At 73.1% G+C, this 14,283-nt stretch carries 13 protein-coding genes; 6 read left to right on the top strand and 7 right to left on the bottom strand.

Annotation, left to right across the window (positions count from 1 at the left end):
• Positions 1 to 23 precede the first annotated feature (23 nt).
• On the top strand, positions 24 to 1,034 hold the full coding sequence (locus tag ACIBM5_RS42145) for an exonuclease domain-containing protein (protein ID WP_396011976.1): 1,011 nt from the start codon (positions 24 to 26) through the stop codon (positions 1,032 to 1,034).
• 194 nt (positions 1,035 to 1,228) lie between these two features.
• On the opposite strand, the gene ACIBM5_RS42140 is transcribed toward ACIBM5_RS42145, so the two are convergent.
• Both ACIBM5_RS42140 and ACIBM5_RS42135 read right to left on the bottom strand, forming a co-directional pair.
• Positions 1,229 to 1,963: an ABC transporter ATP-binding protein gene (locus ACIBM5_RS42140; RefSeq protein ID WP_396012000.1), complete on the bottom strand. Its 735-nt coding sequence runs from the start codon at positions 1,961 to 1,963 to the stop codon at positions 1,229 to 1,231.
• A 149-nt stretch (positions 1,964 to 2,112) separates the two neighbouring features.
• Positions 2,113 to 3,183, bottom strand: a complete 1,071-nt coding sequence (locus tag ACIBM5_RS42135; protein ID WP_396011975.1) for an ABC transporter permease — start codon at positions 3,181 to 3,183, stop codon at positions 2,113 to 2,115.
• A gap of 245 nt (positions 3,184 to 3,428) precedes the next feature.
• Here ACIBM5_RS42135 and ACIBM5_RS42130 point away from each other — a divergent pair, with 245 nt between their 5' ends.
• The 3 genes from ACIBM5_RS42130 to ACIBM5_RS42120 all read left to right on the top strand — a co-directional run bounded on the left by ACIBM5_RS42130 (position 3,429) and on the right by ACIBM5_RS42120 (position 6,604).
• The gene (locus ACIBM5_RS42130; RefSeq protein WP_396011974.1) at positions 3,429 to 4,697 is read left to right on the top strand and encodes a sensor histidine kinase; all 1,269 of its coding nucleotides are present in this window, start codon (positions 3,429 to 3,431) and stop codon (positions 4,695 to 4,697) included.
• A complete protein-coding gene (locus ACIBM5_RS42125) occupies positions 4,694 to 5,323 on the top strand; it encodes a response regulator (protein ID WP_391582490.1) in 630 nt (209 codons plus the stop codon). The genes ACIBM5_RS42130 and ACIBM5_RS42125 overlap by 4 nt, the downstream gene beginning before the upstream one ends.
• 195 nt (positions 5,324 to 5,518) lie before the next feature.
• Entirely contained in the window at positions 5,519 to 6,604 is a 1,086-nt protein-coding gene (locus ACIBM5_RS42120) for an amidohydrolase family protein (RefSeq protein ID WP_396011973.1), read from the top strand.
• 213 nt (positions 6,605 to 6,817) lie between these two features.
• On the opposite strand, the gene ACIBM5_RS42115 is transcribed toward ACIBM5_RS42120, so the two are convergent.
• The 5 genes from ACIBM5_RS42115 to ACIBM5_RS42095 all read right to left on the bottom strand — a co-directional run bounded on the left by ACIBM5_RS42115 (position 6,818) and on the right by ACIBM5_RS42095 (position 11,925).
• Entirely contained in the window at positions 6,818 to 7,390 is a 573-nt protein-coding gene (locus ACIBM5_RS42115) for an O-methyltransferase (protein WP_396011972.1), read from the bottom strand.
• Between the two features lie 224 nt (positions 7,391 to 7,614).
• Positions 7,615 to 8,295 carry an ABC transporter ATP-binding protein gene (locus tag ACIBM5_RS42110; protein ID WP_396011971.1) on the bottom strand — a complete coding sequence of 227 codons (681 nt, stop codon included), beginning with the start codon at positions 8,293 to 8,295 and terminating at the stop codon, positions 7,615 to 7,617.
• Positions 8,295 to 9,155, bottom strand: a complete 861-nt coding sequence (locus tag ACIBM5_RS42105) for an ABC transporter ATP-binding protein (protein WP_396011970.1) — start codon at positions 9,153 to 9,155, stop codon at positions 8,295 to 8,297. Before ACIBM5_RS42105 ends, ACIBM5_RS42110 begins: the two co-directional genes overlap by 1 nt.
• A gap of 257 nt (positions 9,156 to 9,412) precedes the next feature.
• Positions 9,413 to 11,308: an ABC transporter permease gene (locus ACIBM5_RS42100; protein ID WP_396011969.1), complete on the bottom strand. Its 1,896-nt coding sequence runs from the start codon at positions 11,306 to 11,308 to the stop codon at positions 9,413 to 9,415.
• A gap of 5 nt (positions 11,309 to 11,313) precedes the next feature.
• Positions 11,314 to 11,925 (bottom strand): hypothetical protein, encoded by a 612-nt coding sequence (locus tag ACIBM5_RS42095; RefSeq protein ID WP_396011968.1) that lies wholly within the window; start codon positions 11,923 to 11,925, stop codon positions 11,314 to 11,316.
• Positions 11,926 to 12,209: 284 nt separating this feature from the next.
• Here ACIBM5_RS42095 and ACIBM5_RS42090 point away from each other — a divergent pair, with 284 nt between their 5' ends.
• Both ACIBM5_RS42090 and ACIBM5_RS42085 read left to right on the top strand, forming a co-directional pair.
• Positions 12,210 to 12,839 carry a hypothetical protein gene (locus ACIBM5_RS42090; protein WP_396011967.1) on the top strand — a complete coding sequence of 210 codons (630 nt, stop codon included), beginning with the start codon at positions 12,210 to 12,212 and terminating at the stop codon, positions 12,837 to 12,839.
• A gap of 55 nt (positions 12,840 to 12,894) precedes the next feature.
• On the top strand, positions 12,895 to 14,271 hold the full coding sequence (locus ACIBM5_RS42085; protein WP_396011966.1) for an ABC transporter substrate-binding protein: 1,377 nt from the start codon (positions 12,895 to 12,897) through the stop codon (positions 14,269 to 14,271).
• The last annotated feature ends 12 nt before the right edge of the window (positions 14,272 to 14,283 follow it).

Below are 14,283 nucleotides of genomic sequence, written 5' to 3'. Positions count from 1 at the left end.
CCGAGATCGGAAAAGAGCACCCCATGGCTACGAACAAGTTCGGCGCGACCTGTGCCACGTGCACGACCTACGTCAAGGCCGGCGACGGCCTGTTGGTGCGCAACGACGGCAAGTGGGTGACCTATTGCGCGACGTGCGGCGAGCCCAAGCCCGCCGCGCCACCACGGGGCAACCACGACGGCTGGCATCGCGGGCCGATGGCCGCCTTCGACGTGGAGACGTCCGGCGTGGACCCGCGCACGGACTTCATCGTCACCGCCGCCCTCGTGGACTCGGCCGGCAACCGGCGGTCCTGGCTGCTCGACCCGGGCGAGCGGGAGATCCCGGCCGAGGCGACCGCGATCCACGGGATCGGCACCGAGCGGGCCCGGGCCGAAGGACGCCAACCGGCCCTGTGCCTGGCCGAGATCGGCACCGCGATGGCCGAATACCTCGCGGCGGGCACGCCGATCGCGATCTACAACGCACCGTTCGACCTGACCATGCTGCAAACCGAGCTGCATCGGCACAACCTGCCGCAACTCCCGTACACCGCACCGATCATCGATCCGCTGGTGATCGACAAGCAACTGGACCGCTACCGCCGGGGCAAGCGCACGCTGGCCGCCACCAGTGCGTTCTACGAGGTGGTGCTGACCGACGCGCACACCGCCGACGGCGATGCGCTCGCATGTCTGTTGCTCGCCCAGGATCTGGGCGCGCGATTCCCGGAGTTGGCCGCCGACTCGCTGGATGTGCTGCACGAGAAGCAGGCCCGCTGGTACGCGGAGCAGGCGGCTTCGCTCCAGCAGTACTTCGACCGCCGGAACCCGGACGGCGGCGCGGTGGTCGACCCGAACTGGCCGGTGATTCCCGGCGGTCCGGACGGTCCGGGCTCGCCGAGCCTGCCCGGCACCTCGACCGGGTCGAGCGCGTGGCGACCGGACGCGGAGCAGGGCGGGGCGCGGGAACGATCCGGGTCGAGCGCGTGGCAGCCGCAGGACGAGCGGGAGCGGTCGGGGTCGAGCGCGTGGCGGCCGGAGGCGGGGGCGTAGGCGTGGGCCGCGGGGCGTAGACGGTTTCGGTCGCGGTGGCGGCGGGTTCGTGGTGAGGGCGGTGCGGCGGCCGTCCTCGGGTGCGGCCTCAGGGGCGCGCGGTTTCGGTGGTTCGTGGCCTCGGTGGCGCGCGCGGACTTGGCGGCACGCGGCCTTGGCGGTACCCGGCCTCGGTGGCTCACGGCTTCAATGGCTCACGCTTCAGTGGTTGACGGCTTCAGTGGCTCATGGCCTGAGCGGTTCGCGGCAAGGGTGGCCAGGCGGCCGTCGATCAGCTCCAACGCCCGGTCCGCGTGCGGGAGATGGCTGTGATCGTGGGTGACCAGGACGGTGGCCGTGCCGTCGGCCCGGGTCAGCTCGGCGAGCAACGCCACGATCGCGGCGCCGCGTTCGTGGTCGAGGGCGCTGGTGGGCTCGTCGACCAGGAGCACGCTCGGCTCGTTCATCAGGGCCCGGGCGATGTTCACGCGTTGCCGCTGGCCGCCGGAGAGCCGCTGCGGCCGGTGCTCGGCGTGCTCCGCGAGGCCGACCCGGTCGAGCAGGTCCAGCGCCCGGCCGCGGGCTCGGCGGGGACTGCGCCCGGCCAGGTGCGCCATCACCTGGAGCTGCTCGACGCAGGTCAACGACGCGAGCAGGTTCGGCTGTTGGAACACGATCCCGATCGTGGTCCGGCGCAACCGGGCGCGCTCGGCGCCGGACAGCGCCGCGGCGTCCCGACCGGCGATCGCCACCCTGCCGGAGTCCGGCCGGGTCAGCGTCGCGGCGACGGCCAGCAGACTGGACTTGCCGGACCCGGACGGCCCGACCACGGCGGTCAGCGTGCCGGGCGGCACGAACAGCGAGACCCGATCCAGGGCGGTCACCCGGGAGTCGCCGTCGGGATAGGTGAGGGTGACGTCGGCGAGTTCCAGACCGGGGGACGGGCGCATCGGATGCCTCTCGGGTTCGCCGGTGCCGGCTGTGGAGACGGATGGGGTTCCGTGGGTCGGGTGGGTCGCCGGCTCGGACGCGGCGGTGTGGCGCGGCGCGGGCCGGCCGTGCGCGGTGGGCCGCTCGGCTCCGGACCGGGTCGTACGGCTCATCGGGTGCCGCTCAGCGCGGTGTGCGGGTCGACGGCGGTCACCCGACGGATGGCGAGCGCGGCACCGACCATGCCGAGCAGGATCAGTACGGCCGCCGGGAGCAGCGTGGTCGACGTGTCCACCACGAACGGCACGCCCGCCGGCGCGACGGCGCCGAACAGCGCGGCCGCCCCGGTACCCAGGGCGGTTCCCACCAGCAGCACCACGAACGCCTGGCCGAGTGCGTCCCGGAGCAGATAGCCGGTGGGCGCGCCGAGCGCCTTGAGTACCGCGACGTCGCCGGCCCGCTGGATGGTCCACACCGTGAAGAACGCGCCGACCACGAGCGCCGAGATCGCGAACAGAAACCCGCGCATCAGTTGCAGCGACCCGTTCTCGGCGGTGAACGAGCCGATCGCGCGCCGGGCGTCGCCGATCGAGGTGGTGCGGGTGCCGATCGCGCGGTCGGCCGCCGCGGTGTGCGCTCCGGCCAGGTCGAGCGCGATCACCGTCGCGTGCGGCCCACCGCGCTGCGGCCCCGGGCGCAGCGGCTGCCAGTCGGCCAAGGTGGTCCAGGCGACCGGCGCGTGGCTGTACGAGGATCCGGACACCACGGCCGCCACGGTCAGCGACTTGTCGGCGCCGACGCTCAGCCGGGCGCCGACCCCGACGTGCAGATCCTCGGCCAGGGGTCGGGACAGTACGACGGTGCCCGGTGCCAGCGCCCGCGGCGCGAGCGGCCCGCCGGGCTCGACGCCGAACGCGGCGGCGGCGGCGGTCCGCTCGCCGACGCCGAGCCGGGTCATCGCGATGCCCAGTGGCGCCGCCGAGCGCACTCCCGGTTGCTCGGCCCAGCGCCGCCACTGGCTCTCGTCCACGGCCGAGTCCGCGAACGAGACGCCCTGCCCGGGCGCGGCGAACGCGAGCCGATCGGCGGGCAGCGCGTCGACGGCCGATGTATTGGCCCGCCCGAGCCCGACGGTCAGCCCGGACACCAGGCCGACGAGGGCGGTGATCAACACCACGGTGACGATCATCAGGGCGAACCGCCCTCGGGCGAACACGAGGTCTCGCAGCGCGACGAACACGGTGGGTCGGGGTCTCCTCGACGGAAGATCTGAGTACCGAAGGTCCGGGAACGGAAGAACCGGCCCGTCCGGCGTTTGCGGACAACCGAACTCTCGTCCTCGACAACCGCGGCGTCATCGATCGAGCTGTCCGCCCCCGGATCAACCTTTCGATCGATGCCGGCTACACCCGCCCCGCTTACCCTTGACCCGATATGTACCCCACGATCACGCCCACCCCGGTCCCCCGCGCGCTCCGTGCCTGTATGCATGGGCTCGTGCTGCTGCTCCTCGCCGTCGCGGCACTGCGCGCACTGATCGGCGCGGACGCGTCCGGCGGGCGGACCGCGCTGATCGTGCTCGGCGCGGTGGCCACGGCGGGGGTGTACGCGGCGGGCAACCTGCTGCCGTCGGTGGGACCTTCGCGGCGCGCCTCGATGGTGTGGCTGGGGTGCCTGACGCTGGCCTGGGGCGGGTTCTATGCGCTGACGGCGGAAGGGATCTGGTTCGCGTTCCCGCTGTTCTTCCTGGTCCCGCACCTGCTGCCGGTGCGGCTCGCGGTGCCGGCGGTGGCCGGGCTGACGGTGCTCGCGATCGTGGGCTACGCGGTGCATCGCGGCGGGTTGGCGGTGGGCATGGTGCTCGGCCCGGTGCTGGGCGCGGCGGTGGCGATGGCGACCGTACTGGGCTACCAGGCGCTGCACCGGGAGAGCGAGGAGCGCCGCCGGCTGGTGGAGGACGTGGTCGCGGCACGCGCCTCGTTGGCCGCGGCCGAGCGGCATGCCGGGGTGCTCGCGGAGCGTGAGCGGTTGGCCCGGGAGATCCACGACACGCTCGCACAGGGCTTCAGCAGCATCCAGCTGTTGCTGCGCGCGGCGGAGCGGGCGCTGCCGGGCGATCCGCTCGCCGCGGACCGGCACGTAAGGCTCGCCCGGATCACCGCGACCGACAATCTGGCCGAGGCGCGCCGGTTCGTCCGGGCGCTGGCTCCGCCGGAGTTGGACGGGTCCTCGCTGCCGGCGGCGCTGGAGCGGCTGTGCGCGCGGACCGCGGCCGAGGCGGAGTTGGACGTGCGTTTCCACAGCACGGGCGATGCGGTGGGACTGCCGACGGCCGTCGAGGTGGCGCTGCTGCGGATCGCCCAGTCGGCGCTGGGCAATACCGTGCGGCATGCGGGGGCGTCCCGGGTCGAGGTGACGCTGAGCCACATGGATGCCTCGGTGACGCTGGACGTGGTGGACGACGGGCGGGGCTTCGATCCGGCCGGGCGAGCCGGGCGAGCCGGGCGAGCCGAGCGAGCCGGGCAGGATGGCGGGATCGGGCCGGCCGGTACCGGGTTCGGGCTGGCTGCGATGCGGACTCGGGCGGCGGAGTTGGGCGGGGTGCTGACGGTGGAGTCGGGGTCGGCGCAAGGGGCGGCAATCGCGGTTACGTTTCCGGTTCCGGTGCCGGTGCCGGTGCCTGGGTCGGGGTCGGGGTCGGCGCCAGGGTCGGTGTCGGTGTCGCTTCCGGTGCAGGGTGGGTCGGCGCGGTGATTCGGCTGTTGCTGGCCGACGACCATCCGATCGTGCGGGCGGGGCTGCGGGCGGTATTGGCGGCGGAGCCGGACTTCGCGGTGGTGGGGGAGGCGGACACGGCCGAGCGGGCGATCGAGTTGGCCCGGTCGCTGGCGCCCGACGTGGTGCTGATGGACCTGCGGTTCCGTCCGGGCGGGATGCACGGGAACGCGGCCACGGCGGCGATCACGGCCCTGCCGGACGCGCCGCACGTCCTGGTGCTGACCACGTACGACACCGATGCGGACATCCTGGCGGCGGTCGAGTCGGGCGCGTTGGGCTACCTGCTCAAGGACGCCCCGCCCGAGGAACTGGCCGCCGCGGTACGTACCGCCGCGGCCGGCGAATCGGCGCTCGCGCCGCGGATCGCCGGTCGCCTGCTGAGCCGGCTGCGCGATCCGCTCCCGACGCTGACCACCCGCGAGACCGAGGTACTGGCGCTGGTCGCGGACGGGCTGTCCAATCTGGCGATCAGCAAGGCGCTGTTCCTGAGCCAGGCCACCGTCAAGTCCCACCTGGTGCACATCTACGCCAAGCTCGGCGTCGACTCGCGCACGGCAGCGGTGGCCGCGGCGGTGCAACGCGGAGTCCTGGGCCGACGGTGAACTCGCCGCGGGGCGGTGAGGGACGGGGAGGGACGGGCGGTAGGTCGCACGTCCGCTTCGCGGCCGGGGTTGGTTCCGGTGCTCCGCATCCGGGTTGCTCGTCCGCTACGCGGCCGGTCCTGCGTACGTCGGGTGGGGTGCGGTTTTTGGTTGGTGGGTGGGTCGGTTTCGTCGGGCTGCCCGTAGGGTCTCGGCATGACCGTGTTGCACGTGAAGGGTCGCGTTCTGGTCGGCCCGGACGAGGTTCGTGACGAGATGTGGATCGTCGGCGGCCGGATCACCTTCGATCGGCCGACGTCGCTCGCCGTCGACGCGACGCTGGAGGGCTGGGTACTGCCCGGCCTGGTCGACGCGCACTGCCACGTCGGGATCGACGAGCACGGCGCCGTCGACGCCGCCACCTCCGAACGCCAGGCGCAGACCGACCGGGACGCCGGTGCGCTGCTGTTGCGGGACGCCGGCTCGGCCGCCGACACACGGTGGATCGACGGCCGGGAGGACCTGCCCCGACTCATCCGCGCGGGTCGCCATCTGGCCCGGCCCAAGCGCTACATCCGCAATTACGCGCACGAGATCGAGCCCGGCGACCTGACCGCGTTCGTGATCCGGGAGGCCCGCCGCGGCGACGGCTGGGTCAAGCTGGTCGGTGACTGGATCGACCGGGACACCGGCGACCTGTCCCCGCTGTGGCCACTGGACGCGCTCAAGGAGGCGATCGCCGCGGCGCACGCCGAGGGCGCCCGGGTCACCGCGCACTGCTTCGCCGAGAACTCGCTCCCGGACCTGGTCGAGGCGGGGATCGACTGCATCGAGCACGCCACGGGCCTGACCGAGGACCTGATCCCGCTGTTCGCCGAGCGCGGCGTGGCGATCGTGCCGACGCTGGTCAACATCGCCACCTTCCCCGGCATCGCCGACCGCGCGGCCGGCAAGTTCCCGACCTACGCCGCGCACATGCGCGCGCTGCACGCGAACCGCTACGCCACGGTCCGGGCGGCCCACGACGCCGGCATCCCGATCTTCGTCGGCACCGACGCGGGCGGCTCGCTGCCGCACGGCCTGGTCGCCGACGAGGTGGCCGAACTGGTCGCGGCCGGCATCCCCACGACCGACGCGCTTTCCGCCGCCTGCTGGTCCGCCCGCACCTGGCTCGGCCGCGACGCGATCGCCGAGGGCGCCTCCGCCGACGTGGTCGTCTACGCGGCCGACCCCCGCACGGACGTCGCCGTCCTGGCCGACCCCCGCGCGGTGGTGCTGCGCGGGAAGGTGATGCCACGCTGAGCCGTCGACGCCCTCGGGCCGGGTCGACGCCCACCGGAAGCAGCCCGCAAGACACCCGCGGGGCCGGCGCGGGCCGGGCTCGCGATGCCGGGAACCGTGGGGAGGGCGGCTCTCCGGGGATGCCCGACGTGTTCGTGGTGATCACGAGGGTGTGCGTTGGGGGAGGGAGGCCGGCTCTCGGGGCGTGGTCGAGGGTTTCCGTGGCCTTGCCGGTTAGGGACGGCGGGCCGCAACAACCGTCGAGATGAACGGTGTTGTGAGTACTTCGGTGGCGTTCAGGGCTGGGTGGGTGAGGTAGAACAGGCGGAGTTCGTCCACTGCGCCGTCGAATCGGGGTGGCCAGTGAGGCGAGGGGGTGAAGTCGTCCAGGATGAGAAGGCCACCGGGAGCGAGCAGTTCGACGACCCGTTCGGGGTCGTCACGCTTGCCGCCGCCGTCGCAGAAGAAGACGTCGAAGGGGGCGTATTGCTCGAGCAGCCGCCAGTCCCCGGTCAGCACGGCGACACGGTCGTCGTCCGCGAAGACACCGGCCGCTCGACGGGCCAGTTCCGCGTCGCGCTCCACCGTCACCAGGCGGGCCTCGGCGCCGAGGCCGCTGTGCAGCCAGGCCGTGCCCACTCCCGAGCCGGTGCCGCTCTCCGCGATGACCCCGTGCGGCTTCGTGGTGGCGGCCAAGCCGAGCAGCCTGCCCACTTCCGGGACGCAACTCTGCTTGAATCCCGCCTCGGCGGCGACCCGTTCCGCCGCTGCGACGCGGGGCGGAACCGCACGTTCCGTCGTGGGCACGAATCCCCCTTCACCGTGAACACCACCGACGCTATCCGCCGACAGTGGCGTCCGCACGGAGTTCCGCCCGCCCGGCCCCGGCGAATCTTTCCGACGGCAGCGCCGGATCCCGGTCGGTGAGGAGGTGCGGGCCGCATGGTGGAGTACGCGGTGCGCAACGGCCCTCGTACGCGCGCCGCGTCCCGCGCGCACGGGCGCCATGTGCCGGGTCTCGGCACTGGGTACTAGGTGCGGTGTGGGGTGTTCGGGCGGTTGCGGTATTCGGTCGGGTCGCCGCGGAAGGTGATGGTGCCTCGGCTGAGGGCGTAGACGACTTCGGCGCGGTCCAGGGCCTCGCCGGTGTGTTGTTCGACCAGGATCACCGTGCGGTCGGCGTCGGCCAGGGTGGTGACGACCTCGTAGAGCCGGGCGGCGACGCGCGGGGCCAGGCCCTGGCTGAGTTCGTCCAGGAGGAGGAGCTTGGCGGGGGTGAGCAGGGCGCGGCCGACGGCGAGCATCTGCTGTTCGCCGCCGGAGAGGGTGCCGGCCTTCTGGGTCAGTCGGTCGGCCAGGATCGGGAACGCGGTCAGGGCGGGCCCGATGTCGCCGCCGTCGGCGAACAGTTTCAGGTTGTCGGCCACGCTCAGGCCGGCGAACACGCCGCCGCGTTCGGGGATCAGCATCAGCCCCGCGCGGGCCCGCCGGTCGGCGGGCCACCCGGTGATGTCCGCCCCGTTCCAGAGCACCCGGCCGGCGCTCGGGCGGACCAGCCCGGCCAGGGTGTTCAGCAGCGTGCTGCGGCCCGAGCCGTTGCGGCCGACCAGGGCCGTCACCGCGCCCGCGGGGAATTCCAGATCGACGCCGTGCAGCGCCTCGATCGGACCGTAGCGAACCCGAAGTCCGGTTACGGACAGGGCGATCGGCATCAGAGGTACACCTCGCGTGCGCGCTCGTCGGCGCGGATCTCGTCCGGCGTGCCGGCCGCCACGATCCGACCCGCGGCCATCACGTGCACGGTGTCGGCGACGCCGAAGACCAGGTCCATGTCGTGTTCGACCAGCAGGATGGCCAGGCCGTCGGCGGCCAGCGCGCGCAGTTCGTGCCGCAGCCGGTCGGTCTGTGCGTCGTCCAAGCCACTGGCCGGCTCGTCCAGGAGCAGCACCGACGGGGACGACGCGAGGGCGCGGGCCAGTTCGACCATGCGCAGTATCCCGACCGGGAGTTCGCCCGCCGGGGTGTGCGCGTGCTCGGTCAGCGCGAGGCGGCGCAGCGCCGCCTCGACCGCGACTCGGGTCCGCCCCCGGGCCGGGTCGGGCAGGCCCAGCAGTCGGGCCGCGGCCGAGGACCCGTTCCGGTTCTCCGCCGCCACCCGCAGGTTGTCCACCACCGACAGACTCGGGAACACCGACACCACCTGGAACGTACGGGCCAACCCGAGCCGGGCCCGCCGATGCGCCGGCAGCCGGGTGACGTCCCGCCCGTCCAGGTACACCCGACCGGCATCGACCCGACCACCCGCGAGGCAGTCGAACAGGGTGCTCTTGCCCGCCCCGTTCGGCCCGATCACCGCCGTCACCGCGCCCGCCGGCACGACCAGATCCACCCCGTCCACGGCCCGCAACCCGCCGAACCGCCGCACGATGCCCTCGGCCCGCAGCCCACCCGCCGGCCCACCGCCGTGGGGATCGGAACGCGTCGCTCCCGAGGCCGCGTTCACGGTCTCGTTCGCCCTGGTCGGCCCGTCGTCGTGGGGGTCGGAACGCGTCGATTCCGAGGGTGCGTTCACGGTCTCGTTCGCCCCCGCCGGGCCGTCGTCGGGGTCCGAACGCGTCGTTCCCGAAGCCGCGTTCACGGGCTCGTCCGCCCTGGCCGACCCACCGTCGTCGGCCTCCGAACGCGTCCACCCCGAGGCCGCGTTCACGGCCCCGCTCGCCTTCGCCGGCCCATCACCGTCCCGCTCCGAACGCCTCGGCCCCGTCGCCCTGTTCGCCCCCGCCGGCCCAGCGCCGTCCGGGTCCGGGCGCGTCGGTTCCGTGTCCCCGTTCACGGGCGCACCCGGGCGCGCAGGGTTCGGCCGAGTGGGGTGAGGCGGACCGGGATCGGCTCCGTCGGCGCGGGCGGGTGGCCCGCGGCCAGGCGCAGGACCGTGGCCGGGACACCGCCCGGCATCCGGGACAGGAGCACGGCCAGGGCGCCGATCACGATGGTGGACATGCCGGCCGTGGTGGCCGCGTCCAGGGCCACCACCAGGCCGGCGGCCAGTACCGCGCCCGCCGCGCTGTCCACGCCGAAGACGACCACCGCCGCGAACCAGACCAGGCCCAGGACCGGGTCGAAGGCTGCCGCGTCGAAGGCCCGGCCGCCCATCCCGAGCAGCGCGCCGCCCAGCCCGGCCACGCCGGCGCCGACCGCGAAGACGAAGACCTTGGCGGAGGAGACGTCCACGCCGGCCGCCGCCGCGCCGCTCTCGTGGTCGCGGACCGCGACCAGCATGCGGCCGAGTCGGCTCACGTGCAGCCGGCGGATCACCAGCAGGACCAGTCCCAGACAGACCAACTCCAGTGCGTAGAAAGCCCGTTCGCCCTCGAAGGGGGATGGGTGATCGAGCACCGCGTCGGTGGTGAAGCGCGGCTGGGCGAAGACGAACCGGCTGACCACCGCGGCCACCGCGAACGTGGTCAGCGCCAGGGTCAACCCGCGTCGCCGAATCGCCGGCCACCCGGTCAACAGGCCGACCGGCACCACCAGCAGCGCGGCCAGGAACAGCGCGACCAGGCCCGGGACATGCCGGCCCATCAGCTGCCCGGCGAACAGCGCGCCCAGACCCGCGAAGCCGGCCTGGCCTAGCGAGATCTGGCCCGCGTATCCGGTGAGCATCACCAGCGACACGAACACGATCGCCAGCGCCGGTACCTGCTGGGCGATCCGCAGGTGCTCCGCGCTCAGGGCCAACGGTGCCGCGGCGACCGCGACGAACGGCACCCACCAGCCGGCCGGCGCACTCTCCCCGTGCCCGGTTCCTATCCGGGTCGCCGCCCGCGTGGCGTCCGGGCCGCCCACCTCGATCATCCGCGGCAGCACCAGCAGCGCGACCAGCATCACCACCACGAACAGGTTCGCCTGGAGCGCCTGGACCAGCCCCCACGAGTCGAGTTCCAGCCGGGACAGTTCGCTCTGCCCCACCCCGATCGCCAGCGCCGCCAGGATCGCCACCGGCAGACTGGCCAGCCGGGCCACCACCGCGACGCCGATCGTCTCCAGGACGAGCAGGGTCAGTCCGTACGGGTCCAGCCGCAGGTGCGGTGCCAGCAGCACCCCGGTCAATCCCGCCAGCATCGACCCGAAGGCCCAGCCCGCCGCGGCCACCCGGTCGGCCGGCACGCCTGCCAACTCGGCCAGTGCGCGCCGGTCCACCACCGCGCGCAGCCGCACGCCGAACCGGGTGTACCGGGTCACGCCGGCCACCAGCGCGGCGACCGCGATCACCACGCCCAGTTCGACGAGCGTGCCGGTGGGCACGGACGTGTCGCCGGGCAGCGCGACCGACCCGGTCGGCACGATCGACGGCGGGTCCAGTCGGGCCTGGGTGCCCCAGGTCAGCGTCGCGACGCCGACCAGGAGCACGAACACGCCCAGCGAGGCGACCAGCATCCGGGCCGGGCCCGCCCCTTCGCGGTGCAGCCCGCGAAAGACGAAGCGCTCCAGGACCAGGCCGAGCGCCGGCGCCACCACGCCCACGTCGAGCAGCACGGCCGCCCACAGCGGCCAGCCCCACACCCGGACCTGCTGCCAGACCAGGTAGGCGACGATCATCGCGAGCGCGCCGAAGGACAGGTTGAACACGCCGGTCGCCCGGTAGGAGGTGATCATCCCGACCGCCGCGAGTGCCGCGATCGCGCCCACGCCCAGTCCGGCCAGGGCCAGTTCCAGAGTGAGCACGACGCTCAGCCGCCGGTCGCGGGCACGATCGGCCCGTCGGGACCGCTCTCGCCGGTGTCCCCGGGATCGCGCCGCTCCGCCGACCCGTCGGCCGCGCCGGGCGCCGACCCCGACTGCGACCGGGCGAGCCCCGACCCGGGCTGCGCCGAACCCGGCCCCGGGTCGCACAGCCGGCACGGCCGCAGGTCCTTGTCCCGCGCCGTCGTCTCGTCCACGGCGGACACCCCGTTCTTGCCCCGGACCAGCGAGCACCCGGGCCGGTGGTACCGCGCGCCGCCCGGCACCGTGACCCACGCCGCCGCGGTGGGCGGCTCCGGCATCGGGTCGGCGGGCACCGGCTCGACCAGCAGTTCGTACAGCCGGCCCACCATCGACCGCAGTTCCGCGTCCACCGCGCCCGACTCGCCCACGGCACCGCGCCGGGTGCCCACCACGAGCACCGCGCCCGCGACGATCAGGGCCGCACCCGGAATGGTCGCCGAGGCCAGATAGGGCAACTGGCGTGCCTCGTACCGTTCACCCGACACGCCATACCAGCCCAGCGCGCACAGCAGCGCGCCGCACAGCCCGACCAGCCAGCCGCCGTGCGTGCGCAACAACCGCCGCAAACCCTCCATGGTCGCCGCCGCGTCGGTCGTACGCTGTCGTTCGATAAGGGAGTTCGCCTTTCCCGTGGAACCTGCCGAGTCCGTCGAACCTGCCATAGGGTCCACCCGTCGAGTCCGCCCGATCGCGTATCCGTGCCTCAGCGTAGTTCGCCGGGATCTGGTCATACGGGCCGGAACACGATTGGATACCGAGTCGCACGTGGCAACATGACTTGCCGGTAACCCAGGTACTACCTGGCTACATCAACAGCAACACGACGCCGGGCGACCGGCGGAACGGGTGGTGAATGCACGTGAGCGTGGACATGATCAACGAGCGGGCGACAACGGGCACCGGCGTCGGTCGTCGCAAGGGGGCGCGTCGGGCATGGCTGGCCCTGCCGGTGGCGGCGGTGCTGGTGATGTCCGGGTGCAGCGACGACGACAAGAAGGACGACAAGGCCAAGTCGACGCCGTCGGCGTCCGCGCCGGTCGCCCCCGCGGCGACGACGCCCGCGACCACCGCGAGCACGCCGGCCGCACCCGGTGGCGCATCCAGCGCTCCGCCGGCCGGTGGCACCACGCTGACCGGCGAGGAGAAGAAGGTCGCCGACAACTGGGACAAGCTGTTCGACAACGCCACGCCGCTCGCGGACCGCAAGGCGGTCCTGGAGAACTCGGCGCAGGTGGGCACGCTCGTCGAGACGCTCGCGAACGACCCGCTGGCCAAGCAGGTCACGTCCAAGACCACCGCGGTCAAGATCAGCGGTGAGAAGGCGGCCGTGTCGTTCGACATCCTGCTCGCCGGTACCCCGGCGCTGCCCGGCCAGACCGGTCAGGCCGTCAAGCAGGACGGCACCTGGAAGGTCAGCCTGAGCACCGTCTGCACGCTGGTCTCCGCGCTCAAGCCGGGCACCGTGGTCGAGGGTTGCCCCAAGGCCTGACCGCAGACCCCGCACGGGCGGATATTCGCCACACCCGGGCCACCGAGGAGCACGCATGCATCGTCGTTTCCACCGACGGGGCGTGCCGTGCGCCTCGGTGGCCCTGTCCGCGGCCCTGCTGCTGTGCGTACTGACCGCGTGCGGTTCGCGGTTGCCCGAACGCGACTTCCACGACCGCGAGCCGGCCCCGATGGCCACCGGCGCGTCCGCGCCGAACGCCAACACCGCATCCGACGTGGGCGTGACCCCCACCCGGATCACCGTCGGGATGATCGACACCGTGCAGGGCATCCTGGGCAACGAGACCTTCTCCGGGCCGATGTACGGCGCCCAGGCCTGGTTCAAGGCGCTGAACGACCGCGGCGGCGTGAACGGGCGCAGGATCGAGGTGTCCGCGTGCGACGACACCGGATACGGCGTGGCCAACCAGCGCTGCGCCCGCAAACTCGTCGAGGACGACAAGGTGTTCGCCTTCGCGGGCAACAGCATCTACAGCTACAACGCCGCCGGATACGTCAGCGGCAAGGGCGTTCCGGACGTCGGCGGTCAGCCGATCGGGACCGCGTACGAGACCTACCCGCACCTGTACTCGATCTACGGATCGCGGGCCCCGCGCGAGGGCAGGGTCGGCTGGAACGGCGACCTGTACGCGAGCACCGAGGTCTACCGCTACTTCAAGGACAAGCTCGGCGCGCGCACCGCCGCCGTGGTGTCGTACAACCAGGCCGACTCCGCACGCTACGCGCAGACCGTCGCCGACGGCCTGCGTGCCGAGGGCTACACCGTGCTCGACAAGCAGGTCGACTTCGCACTGCCGAACTTCGCCGCCGCGGTGGTGGACATGCGCAGCAAGGGCGTCGACATCGTCTTCGACGCGGTGGACACCCGCGGCAACGTCGAACTGTGCAAGGCGATGGACGGCGCCGGTCTGCGGGTGACCGCGAAGGTGACCAACGTGCAGAACTGGAACGCGCGCGTCGGCGAGGACTTCAAGGCGTCCCCGACGTGCCGCAACAGCATCTACGCGACGGGCAACAGCCGCAGCTACACGGACACCGCGCACCCCGCGGTGGCCGAGTTCCGGGCCGCGATGAAGAAGTACTTTCCCGACCGCGAGGACAAGCTCTCCCAGTGGGAACTGGAGGGCTGGGCCTCGGCGATGTGGCTCACCGACGCGATCGCCTCGTGCGGCGCGAACGTCACCCGGGCGTGCGTGGAAGGCTTCGTCAACCGCCCCGAGGGCTACGACGCGCACGGACTGCTGATCCCGGTCGACTTCAAGGCCGAACCGGTCGACAAGGTCGCCGCGCCCACTCGCACCTGCTTCGACGTGGCCCGCTGGCAGGACGCCGCGCCGGGCGGCTGGGTCGGCCAGGTACCGGACATGACCACGAACTGCCACGACGTTCCCTCGCTGCCGTACAAGCCCTGACCGGCCGCTCGG

This window comes from Embleya sp. NPDC050493, from assembly GCF_044458105.1.
GTDB lineage: Bacteria > Actinomycetota > Actinomycetes > Streptomycetales > Streptomycetaceae > Embleya.
This window is presented reverse-complemented; position numbering and strand designations above follow the sequence as displayed.